This is a genomic window from Stenotrophomonas sp. TWI377, assembly GCF_039674525.1.
Lineage (GTDB): Bacteria > Pseudomonadota > Gammaproteobacteria > Xanthomonadales > Xanthomonadaceae > Stenotrophomonas.
The window spans coordinates 479,988-498,605 of the sequence record NZ_JBDJNT010000001.1; the positions used below are offsets into that span (position 1 = coordinate 479,988).

At 67.5% G+C, this 18,618-nt stretch carries 14 protein-coding genes; 12 read left to right on the plus strand and 2 right to left on the minus strand.

Annotated features, from left to right (window positions below; translation table 11 throughout):
* Positions 1-16: 16 nt before the first annotated feature.
* The gene (locus tag ABE546_RS01995; RefSeq protein WP_346462509.1) at positions 17-4,594 is read right to left on the minus strand and encodes a YadA-like family protein; all 4,578 of its coding nucleotides are present in this window, start codon (positions 4,592-4,594) and stop codon (positions 17-19) included.
* A 215-nt stretch (positions 4,595-4,809) separates the two neighbouring features.
* Complete coding sequence (locus ABE546_RS02000) at positions 4,810-5,799, minus strand: helix-turn-helix domain-containing protein (protein ID WP_313211408.1); 990 nt, start codon at positions 5,797-5,799, stop codon at positions 4,810-4,812.
* 857 nt (positions 5,800-6,656) lie between these two features.
* Here ABE546_RS02000 and ABE546_RS02005 point away from each other — a divergent pair.
* The 12 genes from ABE546_RS02005 to ABE546_RS02060 all read left to right on the plus strand — a co-directional run bounded on the left by ABE546_RS02005 (position 6,657) and on the right by ABE546_RS02060 (position 18,554).
* Complete coding sequence (locus tag ABE546_RS02005) at positions 6,657-6,845, plus strand: Flp family type IVb pilin (protein ID WP_019184693.1); 189 nt, start codon at positions 6,657-6,659, stop codon at positions 6,843-6,845.
* A 100-nt stretch (positions 6,846-6,945) separates the two neighbouring features.
* The gene (locus ABE546_RS02010) at positions 6,946-7,491 is read left to right on the plus strand and encodes an A24 family peptidase (RefSeq protein ID WP_313218557.1); all 546 of its coding nucleotides are present in this window, start codon (positions 6,946-6,948) and stop codon (positions 7,489-7,491) included.
* Entirely contained in the window at positions 7,488-7,976 is a 489-nt protein-coding gene (locus tag ABE546_RS02015) for a pilus assembly protein (RefSeq protein WP_313211410.1), read from the plus strand. The genes ABE546_RS02010 and ABE546_RS02015 overlap by 4 nt, the downstream gene beginning before the upstream one ends.
* Positions 7,977-7,995: 19 nt before the next feature.
* Complete coding sequence (gene cpaB, locus ABE546_RS02020; protein ID WP_346462511.1) at positions 7,996-9,033, plus strand: Flp pilus assembly protein CpaB; 1,038 nt, start codon at positions 7,996-7,998, stop codon at positions 9,031-9,033.
* A gap of 19 nt (positions 9,034-9,052) precedes the next feature.
* A complete protein-coding gene (locus ABE546_RS02025; protein WP_313211412.1) occupies positions 9,053-10,420 on the plus strand; it encodes a type II and III secretion system protein family protein in 1,368 nt (455 codons plus the stop codon).
* 67 nt (positions 10,421-10,487) lie between these two features.
* The gene (locus ABE546_RS02030; protein WP_346462513.1) at positions 10,488-11,723 is read left to right on the plus strand and encodes a fimbrial protein; all 1,236 of its coding nucleotides are present in this window, start codon (positions 10,488-10,490) and stop codon (positions 11,721-11,723) included.
* Complete coding sequence (locus ABE546_RS02035) at positions 11,708-13,060, plus strand: CpaF family protein (protein WP_313211414.1); 1,353 nt, start codon at positions 11,708-11,710, stop codon at positions 13,058-13,060. The genes ABE546_RS02030 and ABE546_RS02035 overlap by 16 nt, the downstream gene beginning before the upstream one ends.
* 2 nt (positions 13,061-13,062) lie before the next feature.
* Entirely contained in the window at positions 13,063-14,001 is a 939-nt protein-coding gene (locus tag ABE546_RS02040) for a type II secretion system F family protein (protein ID WP_313211415.1), read from the plus strand.
* Positions 14,002-14,034: 33 nt separating this feature from the next.
* A complete protein-coding gene (locus ABE546_RS02045) occupies positions 14,035-14,985 on the plus strand; it encodes a type II secretion system F family protein (protein ID WP_346462515.1) in 951 nt (316 codons plus the stop codon).
* Between the two features lie 5 nt (positions 14,986-14,990).
* On the plus strand, positions 14,991-15,911 hold the full coding sequence (locus tag ABE546_RS02050; RefSeq protein ID WP_346462517.1) for a tetratricopeptide repeat protein: 921 nt from the start codon (positions 14,991-14,993) through the stop codon (positions 15,909-15,911).
* 14 nt (positions 15,912-15,925) lie between these two features.
* Complete coding sequence (locus ABE546_RS02055; protein WP_346462519.1) at positions 15,926-16,369, plus strand: DUF3613 domain-containing protein; 444 nt, start codon at positions 15,926-15,928, stop codon at positions 16,367-16,369.
* A 13-nt stretch (positions 16,370-16,382) separates the two neighbouring features.
* Positions 16,383-18,554 carry a TadG family pilus assembly protein gene (locus tag ABE546_RS02060; protein ID WP_346462520.1) on the plus strand — a complete coding sequence of 724 codons (2,172 nt, stop codon included), beginning with the start codon at positions 16,383-16,385 and terminating at the stop codon, positions 18,552-18,554.
* Positions 18,555-18,618: the final 64 nt, after the last annotated feature.

Genomic DNA, 18,618 nt, shown 5'->3' on the forward strand with positions numbered 1-18,618 from the left:
CCGGCACCGGAGGCAGTCACCACTGGATGCCGGCACCTACCGCGACACCACCATCGCCGCGGCTGTTGGTCGAACCGCTGAACTTGTAGATCCAGCGCCCGCCTTCGGAGACCCCCGAGATGCCCACCGCCACGCCGGATTCACCGTTGAAGCTGCCGGCGGCGAGCGAGGCCATGCTGCGGCCGGCCTCATAGGGCTGCGGCAGGGCGGCCACCGCCATCGCCGAGGCGACACCGGCCGAGGCACGGTTGTCGGTCTTCTGCAGGTTGCGGTCGAACGAGTCCATGCGCTCGTCGGTGTAGGCCTTGGACCAGTCCAGGGTCTGGGCCATGCCGCTGCGCAGCTGGTCCACGTTGACGGCATCGGTCCCGGCGGTACCCGGGGCGACGTTGCGCACCGTGGTCGGCCCGGTAGCCGTGCTGCCCAGGGTCACGCTGTTGAGGTTGGTGGTGCCGTTGACGTTGGTGTCGTAACGGATCGTGCCCTGCTGGGAGGCCTGCAGCTGGCGGACGTTGACCGCGTCGGTGGCGTCGCTGCCATCAGCCACGTTGGCGATCTGCCGCTCCGCACCACTGCTGCCTACCGAGACCGTGTTGGCCCGATCGGCCACCGAACCGGCGCCCAGCGCGACGCTGTTGCTGCCCTGTGCGCTGGCTCCGTTGCCCAGCGCCGTGGCGTTGTTGCCCGCGGCGGCGGCGCCGGCACCACCGGCCACGGCGTTGTCGCCGGAGGCCGAGGGCGCAGCCAGGTTCTGCGTGTTGTTGACCTGGAACATGCCGGAGGTACCGTTGTTGATGTTGTTGATCTGCGTATCCGTGTAGGCCTTGGACTCGTTGATCGCGTAGTTCACGCCGTTCTGCAGCTGGCCCACATTGACCGCGTCGTAGCGCTCGGAACCATCGGCCACATGGGTGACCTTGCGCTCGGCCCCGGTACTGCCGACGGCCACTTCGCCCACCGAACTGCTCGCCCCGGTCTGGCCGTAGGCACCGGTGTACCCCGTCTGTGCCCCCACGCTGGCAACCGAGCCGGCGCCGAGCGCAACGCTGTTGTCCGCACTGGCGCTGGCGCCGTCACCGATGGCCGCACTGCCGCTTCCGGCGGCGCTGGCCAGCGGCCCGATCGCGATGCTGTCGGCACCGCCCGCAGTGGCCGCGCCCTTGGTCGAGTTCACCTGCACGTACTGGCTGTTGCCACCCGGCTGGATCTGGTCGATGCGGGTATTGAGGTTGGTCAGCGAGGCATCTACCGCCGAGAAGGCCACGGTGACGTCGCTGTAATCGTTGGCGATGACACTGCCGTCGGTGGCGATGGAGGAGATGCGGAAGGTCGGCGCCGTCCAGATCCCGGTGTTGCCGTCGAAGTTGGTGGTGCCGCCGAAGTACCCCACCAGCGCATTGTTGGTCTGGAACAGCTGGTTGCCATTGACCGCATCCAGGCTGCCGGCCTGCACGCGACCCTCGGCCAGGTTGGTCAGTGCGACCGCCGCGCCACTGGCATCACCGGCCAGGGTGATGGTGTTGGTGGCATTGCCGCTGGCATCGGCGTCGTACTTCACCGCCAGGCGGTCCACGGTGTCGGTCTGGTCGGCGACGTTGGCCAGCGAGGTGCTGACCGCATCGAAGGCACTGCCGACGTTGTCATAGCTGCCGGCGGTGACCTGGCCATCGCTGGCGACGTTGTTGATGGTGTAGCTCGGCGCGGTGACCATGCCGTTGGCATCCAGCGCAGCGCCGCCACCGAGGTGGGTGGCCACGGCCTGGTTGGCAGCGAACAGCTGGGCCCCGTTGATCGCTTCGCTGCTGCTGGCGGTGACACTGCCAGCGGCCAGGTTGCTGAGCGTGGTAGCACCGCCACCGTTGCCCAGTGTGGCACTGGCGTAGTTCACGCTGCCATCGGGATTGAGGTCGTAGCGCAGCGCGCCCTGTTCGGACGCCTCCAGCTGGCCCAGGTTGACTGCATCGGTGGCCTCGGTGCCCGCGGCCACGTTCGCCACCTGGCGTTCTGCACCGACCGCACCGACGGACACCGTGTTCTCGCGGTCGGCCAGTGCACCGGCACCCACCGCGACGCTGTTGGCGGCCGTGGCCGAGGCACCCGTGCCGACCGCGATGCTGTCCAGGCCCGCGGCGGCGGCTTCTGCCCCGGTCGAGTTGATCTTCAGATAGCGGCTGCCAACACCGTTGCGGATATCGGTGATCTGCGTGTTGAGGTTGACCAGCGAACCATCCACCGCGGAGAAGGCATCGCTGGCGTTGTCGTACACCCCCTGCGCGACTGCCCCGCCGGTGGAGATCGTGGAGATCTGGAAGCTCGGTGCGGTCCACGCGCCGGTGACCGGATCGTAGGCAGTGACGCCGCCGAAGTAGTCGACAATCGCACTGTTGGTGTCGAACAGCTGGGCGCCGTTGATGGCCTCGGTGCTGGTTGCGTTGACCGCGCCGTTGGCGAGGTTGGCGATCGTGGTGGTGCCGGTGCCGCCGCCGAGGGTGACCCGGCGGAAGTCGGCGCCGCCCGCGCCATCGTCGTCATAGGTCACCGCGAGCGTGCCGACCGCATCGATCTGCGAGATCGCGCCCTGCAGCTGGGCCACGTTGACCGCGTCGGTGGCGGCGCTGCCGGCAGCCACGTTGCTGATCTGGCGCTCACCACCGGCGAAGCCGACCGAGACTTCACCGGCCGACACCTGCTGCCCGTTCAACCCGTAAGCACTGTAGCCGGCCTGCGCGCCGCGGTTGGCGGCCGATCGGTACCCCAGCGCCACGCTGTTGGCCTGGTTGGAGGTGGCTTCCGCACCGAGGATGGTCTGGCCGTTGGCGGTGCCCGTCGCACTATCGCCGACGACCACGGAATGGCCCATGCGCGCGGCGTAGTCGGCGGTCGGGACGCCGGTGGGGTCGGTCGGATCGTTGAGCCCGGCGCCGGGGAACGCGATGCTGGCGTCCTGCCGCGGCAGCTCATGACGTGCGTTGGCGCCGATCACCACTTCCTTGGAGCCGTTGGCAAACGCCCCATCGCCGACCAGCACCTGGTAATCCTGCGCGGCATTGACCGCCCAGCAGTCCACGCTGGCCACCAGCAGGTTGAGGCACTTGTTCGACCATGCCGGCGACCCGTCCGGCAACACCAGGCCGAGCAGGCCGTTGGGATCGCCGTTGTTGATGTTGTAGATGTAGCTGTCGGAAGTGACGCCGCCGATCAGGGTCAGGTGCGAGCTGCCACCGGTGCTGGCGTTTCCCAGTCCATCGAGCAGCGTGCCGACCGGGCTCAGGTTGACCACCGGCAGGCCCAGCACGTTGGTGACCGAGTAGGTCTGCATCACGTTGGCGCTGCTGACTGCCAGGTTGCCATTGCGCACGTAGCCGTCGCCACCCAGCAGACCCTGCGCGGTGGGTCCGACCAGCTGCGAGAGCGAGCCGACCAGGCCACCGGTACCGATGATAAGGCCGGCGTTCGGATCGGCCGGGGCCGGTCCCTTCGGGCTGCCCGGCGGCAGCGACGTCGGTGCCGGGAACACGGTACCCAGTATCGGCGTGGTGACCGCGCCGACCGCGCCGAGCACGGGAGTCGTGATCGCACCCACCGTCGTGCCGACGCCATCAAGCAGGCCGCCGACCGCACCGCCCACACCGTTCAACAACCCACCGAGCGCGTTGCCCAATCCGTTCGGCGCCAGCGCCATCGAGCTGGTCTGCACGGCGCTGACGCCGGCATCGACGAGCTTGGGATTGCGGTCGGCCGCATCGACCACGTGGCCGAGCGCATCCACGCGCACGCCGCCAGCGACATTGCTCGCCAGCGATGCCTGGACCGCGTCCGGGGCATCGGGCGTGACCGTGGCCTCGGCGATCAGCGTCGCCTTGGCCTCCACCTCGGCCGCCGCCAGCCGTGCCTGTACTGCCGCATCGACGTTGGCCTCCAGTGCGGCCTTCCGCGGCGACGGCGTCGCGACGGCCACGTTCGCCGCCGCCTTCGCCTCGGCGTTCACTGCCCGTGCCGTATCCGCTGCCGCGGTGAGTCGCGCATCGGCCTTGACCGGCACGTGCACCGTCGCTGCGGTCGGCGCAATCGAGGCGACCGCGTTGGTATCGGCATGGGCATTCAACCCGGCACCGTTGCTGGTACCTGCCGCGATGCCCAGATCGGCCAAGGCTGCCACCTGGCCCCCGGGTGCGGCAACGCGCCTGGGCAGGTCCGCGTTGGCCTGCGCAGCGGCATGCACCTGCAGCGCCGCCCGGTGGGCCGTCGGTGTACCGAGGTTGAGATTGACCTTGGCATCCACGCTCAGCAGGGGGGCCGTGCCACGATCACGTGCCGCGGCTGCCAGCGCCACGTCGGCATCGAGCTTCACCGGCAGCGGTGCGGTGTACTTGGCGGTCAGTGCCTGCAGGTCGGTGAGGGTCTGGTTCTCACCCGCCCATGCACTGCCCGTGCACAGGGCCAGCGAGAGGCCCAGCGACAGCACCGACATCGGCACCTTCAGATGCACCACCACCGGACCAGCCGCCAGGCTGCCGCGCGCGGTGGCGATTTCGGAGACGACCACCAGGGCGTTCAGCCGGTGGCTCCACACCAATCGAAAGATACGGTTCATCAGGTATTCCCCCGTTTACGAATGCGTTGAACATCACCGGTGCCTGACGGCACGTGGATGTCATTACAGTCGAGGGGTCAAACCGTGAGCACTTCATTCCGGCAGCGCAAACGTGCGTTCCGGCAAGACGAGGGGTAAAACCGGCAGGCCTATGGGCAATTTCGGCAGGTTGCCGAATATGTGCACGGCGGGCGCGCAGCTGCCCACGTAAACCCTCAGGCCGGGCTGCCCATCTGGGCCGGCGCACGCATCAGCGTGTCGCGCGGCAGCTCGCCGAACACGCGGCGATAGTTGTCGGCGAATCGCGAAAGGTCCCACAGCCCGCAGCTGAGTGCGATGGCTTTCACCGATTTTCGGCTGGAATCGGCCATCGACAACCCACGGCACGCCGCGCACAACCGCAACATCGACAGATACCGGTTCGGCGAGGTACCGAACAGATCTTCGAAGGCATACCGCAATGCGCGCTCGCTTACACCGGCGGCATCACAGATTTCATTCATATAGATATAACGACGCAGATTGAGCCGCATGAAGTTCTCGGCGCGCTGCGCGATCAGATAATGCGTGCGCCGGCCACGGCTGCAGGTGGGGTGGTCATCGCTGCCCGCGCCGAGCAGCGCCTGGATGTGGTCATGCAGAAGGGCGTCCACGGCGTCGGCCGGCAACGTCCCGCCCTGCCCGAGCAGCGCTTGCTGGACATCACCGTAGCGTTGCACCAGTCGCGCTGCGTTGCTGCCTGTGCCGGCCTGGAAGAGGGAGAGGGCCTGCCCTGAGGGCAAGGTGCTGCGCAGGCTCAGCTCGGTCAGCTTGCGCTGAACGCGCTGCATCGGCGCGAGCAGCAACGTCAGGTGGGTGCCGGCGCTGAGCGTGAACTCGCTGATGCCCTCCGGCAGCACGGTCAACGCCATCCCGGCGGCCAGCGGCATGCCATGGCACCAGCTGACGTTCTCATTGGTGGCGTGGATCAAGCCAAGCAGGCACCAGTCCTGGGGCAGCATGAAACGACCACGGAAATGAAACCCGCTCACCGCGGTGCAGAACAGCGCTTCGTCATGCACCTGCGATTCGATCGCGGCACGCGGGCCGTTGCCATCGAGCAGGACCATCTCCAGATCGCACACGCGCAGGACACCGCTGAGCGAGGTCAGGTCGAATGCCCGCAGCCCGCTGTCGATCTGGTCTTCCACCACACCATCTACCATGACAGTGATGCCCCCTTTGGCCTGGAAACCCGATGCCTGCGCCGCATGGCCACCGGGTGCGCACTCCTGCGTTTTCCTGCTGCGCATTCTGTTGCGGCCAACCCGCCGCGACGATGCCCGCCAGCCCGCCCATGTAACTCGTTCGTGACCGCAGCTAAATCATTCACTGATCGCAGCTAAATCATTCACTGATTGCAGCTAAATCATTCACTGATTGCAGCTAAACCCCTCAGCCGATGCGACAGCGATTGTCGGCGAAGCCTTCGATACGCATTTTTGGCAATTATGCCCGAACTGGACGCCAGGTAAACAGAATCACAATCATCGTCACAACTGTGTCCGAAACCGTTGAAACCCAACGTTAAAGCGCGCTCGCATGGCGTCAAATAGTTGACATCACATCGTCATCACATAATCTCTACCCGGGCTTCACTTTGCCGCCATTACATCAGGGCTCATGCACGACGCACACGCGGCGCGAAGTTTCTAAAGTTGACCCCACGCCTGCCGATTTTGTGTATTGGATCCCACGTGATTCGTCGAGCATCGAATTCAGGACGCGCGGCGATACCGACGCGGTGATCGAGAAACAAGGGGAACGCCATGGACAGCAATCTTCGTACGCACTGCCCTCATTGCCGACGCCGCGTTTCGGCAGCAATGACCGCACTGTCCAGCGCGATCCGCCTCCAATGACGTCGCCCGGGCTCCGCCCGGTCGATAGCGCAGGCCTGCAAGGGCCGCACCGCGCAGGATGCGCGGTCGTGATGGCGGTCCTGGCGGAGCCAGGCAACACCATCGGTACCAGGGGCTGTATCCGCCCGTTCGGGCTCTGATTGGGAAATGGAGAAACCGTCATGAATGCATCCGTTCGCAAGTTCCTCGTTGAAGAAGATGGCGTGACCGCGCTCGAATACGGCCTGCTGGCCGCCGTGATCGCGGGCATCCTGGTGGCGGTGGGTAAAGACCAGATCACCGGATTCTTCGAAAATCTGTTCACCAAGCTGGGTGAAGTGGTCGACGACGCAACCGCGGCCGCGGCCTGATCGACTGTCGTTGACTGCCTGCGCTGTCGCCCGGCTCTCCCCGCGGCGACGGCATGGCACGCAAGTGCGTCGTACGACCGATTCGGGGGACATAACGCATATGGAACTCCTTCCCCTGGTGGCACTGCTGCTGGGCGTACAGGTCGCCATCCATGACCTGTACGCCCGACGGGTGTCCAATCGCGGGTTGCTGTTGGCCACCGGCGTCGCGCTGGTCGCGCTGGCGTGGCAGTGGTGGATGGCTGGCCGCGGATTTCCGGGCACGCACCTGCTCGGCTTCGTACTGGGATTGCTGTCGCTGCTGCCGTTCTATGCCATCGGCTGGATGGGTGCCGGTGATGTGAAGTATTTCGCCGTGCTCGGCCTGCTGCTCGGCGCGGCGCCATTGCTTCCAATCTGGATCATCGCCAGCCTGCTCGCCGGTGCGCATGCGACGTGCGTGATCGTCGCGCGGCGCATCGCGCCTGCGTTGTCCCATTCCGGTCCGCGTCCCGAGACGGACAATGCGGCCTCGCGCCGCCTGCAGCCGGTGATCGCGCAGTGGCGGCAGGCGCGCCAGGGCCGGGTCGGCATTCCCTATGCGGCGTACCTGGCCTTCGCCAGTATCTGGTGGGTCCTGCAGCAGCCATCCGGCGGTGCCGCATGAGCATCACCGCCAGCCCCCTCCGCCGCCCGACGCGGCAGCGCGGCATCGCGACCCTTGAGTTCGCGCTCATGCTGTTGTTCGGCCTGTTGCCACTGCTGCTGGTCACCTATTCAGGCGTGATGATCATGGCCGTGCAGCAGACGCTGTCGGCGGCGTCGGCGGAAGGCGCACGTGCTGCGTTCCGCCATGCCACGCCGACCGAACGCCGCACCGCCGCCTGCCTGGCGGCACGACGCTCCATGCAGTGGCTGCTCACTTACGCCAAGCAGACCCCCGATTGCGCCGCGGCTGGCGCGCCACCGATCACCGTTTCCACGCCCGCGCCCTGCGCCGACCTGCCGGCCGCGCAATGCATCCGCGTGGAGGTGAGCTACGACTACCGCGCCCACCCCTTCCTGCCCGGTACCGGGCGCGTGTACGGCTGGGTAATGCCACGGGCGCTGCGCAGCACCGCTGTCGCCCAACTCGACCTCGGCGGCAACTGATGACCTTCCGGAGAACCGCATGCTCAAGTTGACCCGCATCGCCGCAATCCTGTTGATCGGCCTGGCGGTGATCCTGGCCATTGTCGCCTTCGGGGTGAGCCGCCGCGCCAGCGAGGCGCCGCCCGGCACGCCGGCGACCGCCACTGCTCCTGCACAACCTGCCACCTGGCCGGTGGTCGAGGCGGCCGGCGCCTTGCCGGCCGGGCGACCGATCACAGCCGAGGACCTGCGCATCGCCGGCCATCCTCAACGCCCGGAGGGCGCCTACACCTCGATCAACGCCCTGGTCGGCGCGGTACCGATCCAGGACATCCCGGCAGGCACCCAGATCCAGACCGCGCAGATCGCACAGGGCTTTTCGCTGCGCCTGAATCCCGGCGAGCGCGCACTCGCGGTGCCAGTGGACGAACTGGTGGCCGCAGGCAATCGCATCCAGCCGGGCGATTTTGTCGATGTGTTCCTCAACCTGCGCGCGTCGGGCGGGTTGCGCGACGACGGTGACTCGCAGACGCGGCTGCTGTTGTCGCGGCTGCGCGTGCTCAGCTATGGCGCGGATGATCTGCAGAGCGTGGCCAGCATGCCCGCCGATGGCAGCGCGCCTGCACCCGCCGACAGCCGCGCACAGGACATCACTGGCGCAGACTCCTCGGCCGGCGCATCACGCAATGATGGAACCACGCAACCGGCACGCAGCGCGGTGCTGGCGGTGCCGGTCGCCGAGGCGAACCGGCTGCTGCTCGGCGCCCAACAGGGGAAGCTGTTCCTGGCGCTGCGCAACCCGGCTGACATCGCGCTGCCGGACCAGGCCTTGTTCCCGACCCCCGGCCGCGTGCTCAGCCCGCGCCGCGAGCTTTCCGCCGACGAACGCCTTGCCCTGCAGCGCCCGGAAAATGATGCCTACGCCGGCATCGACACCGACGCACTGGCCGGACGCGGGCGCAGTTCCACCGCGGCACTGCCCGTTCCCAGCAGCGTCCCGCGCCGCGCTGCACCGCGCGCGGACCGGGGCATCGAAATCATCCGTGGTGACATTTCCTCCCCTAGCGGGTCGCGTTAAGCCCATGCCGAGACAGCCCATGACCGAACGCCCCACCCTCGCGCGCCGCCTCTCCCACGCCCTGCCGCGCTGCCTGCTGGCCGGCGTGTTGATCAGCAGCCCGCTGCTGGCCAGCGCCGAGGCGGAGCTGGTGCTGCAGACCCGCGAGCAGCGCCCGTGGTCACTGCCTGCCAACCTGGAGCGGGTGGCCATTGCCGACCCCAGCGTGGCCGACGTGGTGATGCTGCGTGGCCGCGAGGCGCTGCTGGTTGGCAAGGCGCCCGGCAGCACCACCCTGCTGCTGTGGCGTAATGGCAACCGCGAGCCGGAACGGCTGCAGGTGGAGGTGCGCAGCGCCGTCCAAGGCGCACTGAGCGCGCAGGGCGGTGGCACCGAGCTGATCGTGCAGGACGGTCAAGGCCTGCTGCAGGGCCTGAGCCCCTCGCTGCTGGACCACCAGAACAGCGTCAAGGCAGCCGCCATGGCGGTCGGCAAAGACGGGCAGCTGGCCGATGTCTCCACCATCGCCAGTGGCGGCGTGGTCCAGGTCGAGGTGAAGATCGTCGAGTTCAACAAGTCGGTGCTGCGCCAGATCGGCATGAGCTTCGGCAACAAGAATTTCAACCGCAACAACGGCTTCTACTACGGCATCACCCGGCCGGGCGCGACCCTGCCCGGCGTGTTGCCGGCAGGCGAATCGGCAGGCCCGGACGACGTCATCATCACCAACCCGCTTTCCTCGGCGTTCGGGCTGGTGTTCAAATCCCTCACCCACGGCTGGGACGCGAACATCGACCTGCTGCAGAGCAACGGCATGGCCCGGGTGCTGGCCGAGCCGACCCTGGTCGCTTTGTCCGGGCAGAGCGCGAGCTTCCTGGCCGGTGGCGAGCTGCCGATCCTCGAGCCGCAGGGCCTGGGCACCACCACGGTGACGTTCAAGCCCTTCGGCATCGGCCTGACCGTGACGCCGACCGTACTCGGGCCGAACCGCATCGCGCTGAAGGTCGCCCCGGAAGCCAGCGATCTCAACTATGCCGCCGGCATCACCTACAACGACGTGCAGGTGCCCTCGATCACCACGCGCCGCGCGGACACCACGGTCGAGCTCGGCGACGGCGAAACCTTCGTGATCGGCGGGCTGGTCAGCAACAACGTCAGCTCCAACGTGGACAAGGTGCCGCTGCTCGGCGATCTGCCGATCATCGGCTCGTTCTTCCGCACCCTCAACTACAAGAAGGAAGAGAAGGAGCTGGTCATCATCGTCACGCCACGCCTGGTGCAGCCGCTGGCCCAGGGCACCGAAGTGCCGCTGCCGGGCCAGCGCGAGGCATCGCCGAACCTGCCGGTATGGGGCGCCTGGCTGCTCAGCCCGGCCTCCTCGGACCAGCTGCCCGGCTTCTCGCGCTGAGCCCAATGTCAGGAACCCGCCCCTCATGTCCGCCACTCTGCAACTGGTCCAACCACGGGATGCTTCGATGAAGCTCGTGCTGTTTGCACCGGACCGCGAACTCGCCACCCTGCTCTCGGCGTTGCTGCCGTCGCTGGGCGTGGTGCAGTGGCTGGACAGCGCCGCACCGGCCTCGGCGCTGGAGCCGCTGCGCGACACCGGCTGTGTGGTGCTGCTGGACTATCGGCATGAGCAGGCGGCATTTTCCGCCGCCTTGACCCGGCAATTGCAGGCGCAGGCACCGGAGCTGCCGCTGGTGGCGATCGGCTCCACCCATGCCGACCACATGGATGGCGTCGTGGCTGCGCTGCGCGCCGGGCTGCGAGATCTGCTCGATCTGGACAGCGCGCCGCAGGAGATGGAGGCGGTGCTGCGCCGTGCTGCCTCACTCGCCGCGCAGGGCCGCAGCAGCGTTCCGGCCACATCACCGGCACGTGCACCCATGGTTCTGCTGCTGGGCGTGCGGCCTGGCGTGGGCAGCAGCACCCTGGCGGCGCACCTGGGGGTGCTCGCCCAGCAGACCGATACGGCCCATCAGGGTGCCCCGGCCGCGACGGTGCCCGCCGGTGCGCAGACCCTGCTGCTGGATCTGGGCCAGCCCACCGGCGATCTGACGCTGTACCTCAATGTGGACCCCACCTTCCATTTCGACGACGCACTGCGTAATGCCGGGCGTATCGATGCGACGCTGGTGCGCACGGCGCTGGCCCATCATCCCAGCGGCGTCACCCTGCTCGGCCAGCCGCCCGGCATGGAAGGCGCCACGCTTGCGGATCCGGGCATGCTGATGCAGCGCCTGCGCAGTGTCTTCCACACCGTGCTGTGCGATCTCGGCGGTGTCCCGCTGCGCCAGTTGCCGGTGTCGCTGCTCAACAGCGCCGATGAGATCTGGCTGATCGCCGACCAGTCGATCGGCACCCTGGTCTCGCTCGACCAGATGCTCCGTCATCTCACCCAGGTGGGCGCGCGCGATGCCCGCGTGCAGCTGATCATCAACCGCCACGACGATGCCAGTGGACTGAGCCCGGCGCAGATCGCCGCCCGCTTCGAGCTGCCCCTGTTGGCAGTGCTGCCGGATCGGCCCACACTGCGCTCCAGTGCCAGCCATGGCCGCCTGCTGCTGCAGGATGCGCCACGCGACCCGTATGTGCGTGCCCTTGCCCCGCTGTTGTCGCACCTGGATCCGACGGCCCCCGCGCCGGCCAGGGGCTGGCGGGAACACCTCGCCCTCCGCCTGAGTGGTTCCCCATGGAAGACAAAGTGACCCCGTTCCCGACTGCCACCGCCCGCGCCGACGCCGGCACAGAGGCCGAGCACGGCGTGCAGCCGTTCGAGCAGTCCGAGCAGTACCAGAAGGTGCTGATCGCCGCACATGAGCATCTTCTCAACAGCATCGAGGACGAGCGCATCGATATCGATGCGTGGGCGCCGGACACCGTGTCGCGCTACGTGCACGCGCAGACCGCCGGCTTCGTCCACGAATGGAGGATCCCGATCAACGAAGCCGAGAAGGACATCGTCGCCACTGCGCTGGTCAAGGAGCTGACCGGCTTCGGCCCGCTGGATGACCTGCTGCATGACCCGGAGATCGAGGACATCCTGATCAACGGCTACAAGGACATCCACGTTTCCCAGGGCGGCATGCTCAAGCGGGCGCCGCAGCGTTTCAGCGATGACAGCCACCTGCTGCGGATCCTGCGCCGGATCCTGGCCCCGCTCGGGCGCCGCCTGGACGAGTCCAACCCGATGGTGGATGCGCGCCTGCCCAACGGCGGCCGCCTCAATGCCATCATCTCGCCGTTGGCCGTGGATGGGCCGATGGTCTCGATCCGCAAGTTCCGCAAGGACCCGTTCACCCCCGATGAACTGCTGCGCATGGGCACGTTCGACCGCCCGATGCAGGCGCTGCTGCATGCGATGGTCCTGGGGCGCTGCAACATCCTGGTGTCCGGCGGCACCAGTTCGGGCAAGACCTCGCTGCTCAATGCACTGGCCAATTACATTCCAGCCAACGAACGCGTGATCACCGTTGAAGACACTGCCGAGCTCTCGCTCAACCATCCACACGTGGTGCGCCTGGAAAGCCGTATCGGCGGCGCGGACGGCAACGGCGCGATCAGCATCCGCGATCTGGTCCGCAACAGCCTGCGCATGCGCCCGGACCGGATCGTGGTCGGCGAAGTGCGTGGCGCCGAAGTGCTGGAAATGCTGCAGGCGATGAACACCGGCCATGACGGCTCGATGGCCACCATCCACGCCAACTCACCGCGCGATTGCCTGTACCGGATCGAGATGCTGGCCGGGTTTGCCGGCTTCCAGGGCAGCGAGGACAGTCTGCGCCGACAGATCGCCAGCGCCATTGATTTCATCGTGCAGATCTCGCGACTGGGCAGCGGCCGCCGCGTGCTCATCTCGATCACGGAAATCACCGGGGTCACCGACAACATGATCGCCACCCAGGAGATGTTCCGTCACGAAGTGCAGATCGACGCCGATGGCAACGAGTACGACCGTTGGGTCGGGCTCGGCTTCCAGCCGCACTCGCACAAGCTCGAACCGTTCCGCCGGCAGCTGCGCGAAGCACTGGGCGGAGGCTTCTGAGCATGGCCTTCGTCCTGCTCCTGTGCAGTGCGGCACTGGTGCTGATCGCCCTGGCCGTGGAGCTGTGGGGCGGCGCTGCCGCACGCGAGCAACGCAGGTTGTCGCTGCAGCACGCCGAGCAGCGGCTGGCGCGTCCGGACACCTCGCCGCGCCTGGCAGGCATGGGTGACAGCCAAGCGCCGATGCCGGTGAGCACGGCGCCGGCGGGGCTGCCTTGGGACGCGTTGATGCAGCGCGCTGCACTGCCGACCGGTTGGCGGGTACCGCTGCTCATCCTCGCCGCCGCGTCGCTGCTGGCCTGGATCGCCAGTGCACGCCTCGGCACGGTGTGGGCTGCGCCGATTGTCCTGGTACTGAGCGCTCTGGCGGCCTGGTTCTGGGTGTCGCGGCGGATCAACCGTCTGCAGGCCAAGCTGCTGCGCCAGTTGCCGGATTTCCTCGACAACCTGGTGCGCCTGGCCGGTCTGGGCAACAGCCTGCAGATGGCCTTCCAGACATCGGCCGCGCAGATGCCGATGCCGCTGCGGGGCCTGCTCGATGCCACCCTGTCCTACACCCGCAGCGGCCTGGACCTGGACCGCGCGCTGGCGCAGGCCGCCCAGCCCTATCGGCTGGAAGCCTTGAATGTGCTCTCGGTGGTGTTGGGCGTCAGCGTGCGCATCGGCGGCCGCGCCGATCAGATCCTGCAGCGCATGGCCGATTTCATGCGCGATCTGGATCAGGCCCAGCAGGAACTGATGGCCACCACCTCCGAGACCCGGATGTCGGCCTGGGTGCTCGGCCTGCTGCCACCGATCAGTGCCGTACTGATGGCGATCACCAGCCCGGATTTTTTCCAGCCGATCCTGCACGAGCCGCTCGGCCACAAGCTGCTGCTGTGGGCATTGGGACTGGAGCTGATCGGCGGCTTCCTGCTGTACCGGCTGGCCAAATCCATATGAGTACCTGCCTGCACGTCCAGATCGGAGTCCCGCATGACCAGTAGCAGCTGGTGGATCGCCACGTTGTTGGTGCTCGCCGCCGGCGTGGCCCTGTTGGGGGTGCGTGGCTGGGTGCTGAGCGGACGCGAACAACGCCACCAGGATGCGTTGCAGGCCGCATTGCGGCCGCGCGATGTGGCGGGCACACCGGCCGCCCCACCCCAGCCGGCGGTGAGCCTGCGCCAGCGCTGGCTCAAGGGTGTCGCCGCGTTCGGCCAGCGCTTCAACGGCGGGCGTATCGAAGCGGCACTGCTGGCTCCGGAAGATCGGCTGCTGCTCGATCAAGCCGGATGGAACACCCACGCCGGCACCGCGATCTTCCTCGGCCTGCGCCTGTTGATCGCGGTCGCCACACTGGCCCTGGTGCTGGCCTTCAACCACAGCACCGGCTTCAGCCGCGCGATGGTGATCTTCGGCGCGCTGGCGTTCGGCATACTGCTGCCGAAATTCGCCCTGCGTGCCTGGGCGATGCGCCTGCGCAGACAGGTGACCGCCGAGCTCCCGCTGCTGATCGACCTGTTGCGGCTGCTGCAGGGCGTGGGCTTCAGCATGGACCAGAGCCTGCAGACCCTCGGCGACAAACTGCGCAACGCGGTCCCGGTGCTGGGCCGGGAGATCCACCAGGCCAACATCGCCTACATGCATGGACGCAGCCGGGAGCAGTCACTGCGTCGCCTCGGCGAATCATTCGATGACGAAGACCTGCGCAGCCTGGTGCAACTGATCCTGCAGGTCCATGCACATGGCGGCGCGGTGCAGGAACCGCTGCGTCAATTCAGCCTCCGCCTGCGCGAGCAGCGCCGTTCCACGCTCAAGGAGAAGGTCGGCAAGCTCTCGGTGAAGATGACCGTAGTGATGATGTTGACGTTGTTGCCGGCGTTGATGCTGGTGCTGGCCGGTCCGGCCATCATCGCCCTCGCCTCCGCCCTGACCAAACTGGATTGAACGCCATGCGCCACGCCGTGCTTCCCCGCCTCTGCCTGCTGCTCGCCGCGACGGCTCTCTGCGCGGCCTGTTCGAACGTGCGCAACGGTTACCGCCAGGACCCGATGGCGCTGGCGTCGCCGGAGGTAGCGCCCCAGGACGACAAGCAGCTCTACGCCGAGCTGATTTCGAAGATGCAGCAGCAAGGTGCGTACTACGCCTCGCTCGCGCACGTGGATGCCTATCGGCAACGGTATGGCGACAGCCCTCAGCTGCGGCTGTTGAATGCCGATGCGCTGCGCGAAACCGGCCAGCGCGAGGCCGCGCTGGCCATGTACGGCAGCCTCACCAACGGGCCACAAGCCGCCGCGGCATGGCACGGCCTGGGCCTGATCGCCGCCCGCGATGGCGACCCGGCACGGGCCGAGCAGGCACTGGCGAAGGCGGTGCAGCTGCAACCGTTGAACACGGGCTACCTGGGCGATCTCGGCTTCGCCCGGCTGCGCGCAGGTGACTGGACCCGCGCGCAGGAACCGCTGGCCAAGGCCGCCGAGCTTTCGCCGGGCAGCGCCAAGGCGAATGCCAATCTGGCGGTGTGGGCACTGCTGCGTGGCCAGACAGCGATGGCCGAGACGATCATGCGCAATGCGCGCCTGACCGACGGTGCGCAGGCAGAGGTGCGCCGCCTGGCCGAGCAACTGCGCCAGCAGGCGACCCCCGCACCCTCCGTGCAACGCGCGCCTGCCAGCGTCGCGGCAGCGGCAGCCGCGCCCGCGCCCGGGCCCCGGCCCGTCGCGCTGCCTGCGCCGCAGCCGGCTGCCCCGCGGTCGGCCTCGCGCCACGTGGCGGTGGACACCGATCGCCGCACCAGTGCCGATGCCCGCCTTGCGCCATCGATGCTGGAACGCTTCAGCACGCCCTCTCCTGCCAGCGAGACCACGCCATGAGCCAGCTGCGTCGCATGCCTGTTCCCCTCCTGCACACTGCCCTGCTGCTGATGCTGGTGACCTGGGCGGTGCCCGTGATCGCGCAGCAGGCACCGCTCACCGGGCAGATGCTGGGCGGACAGGATGGCCCCACGGCCGTCACCACGCCGCTGCCCCCGCCCGCACCCGTTGAGCGCGTTGAGCCCGTACCGGCTTACGTGGAACGTGCCCCTGCATACGCAGCCGCCACACCTGCCGAGCGCTACACGCCGCCCGCACCGCCACCGCGCGGCGAGATCGGACAGACCACCCGCGACCTGCTGCGCATGCAGGCCCAGGGCACCCATGCCGGGGCGCGACTGCCGATCCTGGGTGACCAGGCCGCCGCCAGCTACGCGCGCTACCTCAAGAGCTTCGAGCACGAGATTCCCGAGTTCCTCAAGACCAGCGTCAAGAAGGACGGCGCTGACACCAACTAAGGAGGGCAAGGCCATGTACCACTCCAGCGCCTACGCACCCCGGCCGTCCCGACGGCGGCTGCGCGGCGGGATGTCGGTCACCATGATGCTGGTGCTGCTTGGCCTGGTCGGCATGCTCGGCCTGGTCGAAGTGGGCTATCTGTACTGGGCCAAGCGGGATGCGCAGAAGGTGGTCGACCTGGCCTCGATGGCCGGCGCGCAGCGGTTGGACCTGTGCAGTGCCGACCGCCGTGACAACAGCGCCGCCCGCGGCAACGCGCAGAAAGACAACGGCTTCACCGGCACGCTGGCAATCCAGTGCGGCAACTGGAACCCGGGCCGCGGCGCGGACGATCATTTCAGCATGACCCTGGACGCGGCCAGCCCGCTCAATGCGGTCAAAGTGGTCGCGACGCGCTCGGTCGTGCCGTTCTTCGGCCAGAACACGCGCCTGCCCACGCTGCGTGCGGAGGCCGTGGCCACCCGTGCACCGCCAATCGCGGTGTTCTCGGTGGGCTCGCAGTTGCTGCGGGTCAATGGCAATACGCCGCTGGGCAATGTGCTCAACCTGGTGGGCGTCAATCTGGACCGCACCACCCTGCTTGGCTATGACGGATTGGCCCAGGCGAACGTCACGCCGGGCGGCCTGCTGCAGGCGCTGGGGATTCCGGTCAAAGCCAATATCGGCGTCGCCGAGTTCAACGCACTGCTGGCCGCCAACCGGGTCTCGCTCGGCCAGCTGCTGGATGCCACCGCGACGGTACTGACCAACAGTGGGGTCGCCAACGTGGATCTGCGCGCGCTGCGCAATGCGCTCGCGGCGAAGCTCGATCTCAATCAACTCAATGTCCAGCTTGGCAGCACCGATGCCGCGGGCGGCCTGTTTGCACACATCGTGGCTCCCGAAGGCCCTGCATCTCCGGCATTGCAGGCCGACGTCAACGCGCTGGACCTGATCACCACCAGCATCAGCATCGCCAGCGGCGGCAACGGGGTCGCCGTCAACAATCTCGACATCCTTGGCATGGTCAAAACGCAGGCGGCGATCATTGAACCGCCGTCCATCGCCATCGGCGGTGTCGGCACGCGCGCCTACAACGCGCAGGTCCGGCTGAAGATCAACATCGATACTGGCGGCCTGGCGCTGCTCGGCCCCATACTCAACTCGCTGGGCATCCGCCTGAACCTGCCGATCTATGCCGACGTGACCAACGCGATGGGCACACTGGAGGCGTTGAACTGCGGCGCGACCCCGCCAACGGCGACGGTGCGGGTGCAGTCGTCGCTGCTGCGCGCCTGCGTAGGCCGTGTGGATGCGGCCAATCAGTTTTCGCAGCGCAACGTGTGCGATACGGGGCTGCAGAACGAGCAGCTGCTGACCCTGCTGGGGGCACCACTGGTCACCGACAAGATTTCCCTCAATGCGCTGACCCGCGATGAGAGCATTACCCTGGCCGCCGGGGAGACCGCGTCCACTTATTTCAACCAGGCCCAGGTCGGCACAGCCGTCTCCGGCCTGGTCAGCGAACTGCTGCGCGTGCTGAGCAACGTGCTCACCCCGGGCAAGCAGGGCAGTAGTGATGCCACAACGGCCGCCCGCCTGGCAGATCAGTATCTCAAGGCGGCCAATCCGGGGAACGGGTTCTACGATGCCAAAAAGACCATCGAGCTCCTGCGCATGGGTGATCCGTCCCGCGGCATCGGTGCGCTGGGTGACTGGGAACTACCCAACGCCGTGCCCTACCCATGTGGCCTCCTGAACCTCGAGACCTGCTTCAAGCCGGGCTCGGTCTGGGTCGGATACAACGCCACGGTCACGGGTGAAGGCATGGGCGGACTAAGTGGCGTGCTGGGCCCCATCCTCGGTGGTCTGGTCATCAACCGCTGCAACAGCCTGCTCAGCACGCTGCTCAACTACAACAACTGCGTCAAATCCAACCTGGCCGCTTACATGCAGACCCGGCCCGGCGGTCTGCAGGATCTCGGCGACGGCACCGGGGTGATCGACCCGGGCACCGACCAGTTCCGCTGCAGCGGCCTGCTGTGCCTGGCACTGACCCCGGTGCTGGAGAGGCTCAAGCCGCTGCTCAACGGCGTCGGCATCCTGCTCTCGCAGACCCTGGCCCAGATACTCGGGCTGGAGCTGGGCCGGACCGACGTGCACATGCAGTCCATCCAGTGCAGCCCGGCGCAGTTGGTTTATTGACGCTGCGGCGAAGTGCAGACCACGCGATTGTGCGTGCTAGACTTCGGCGGGGACTTTACTTCAC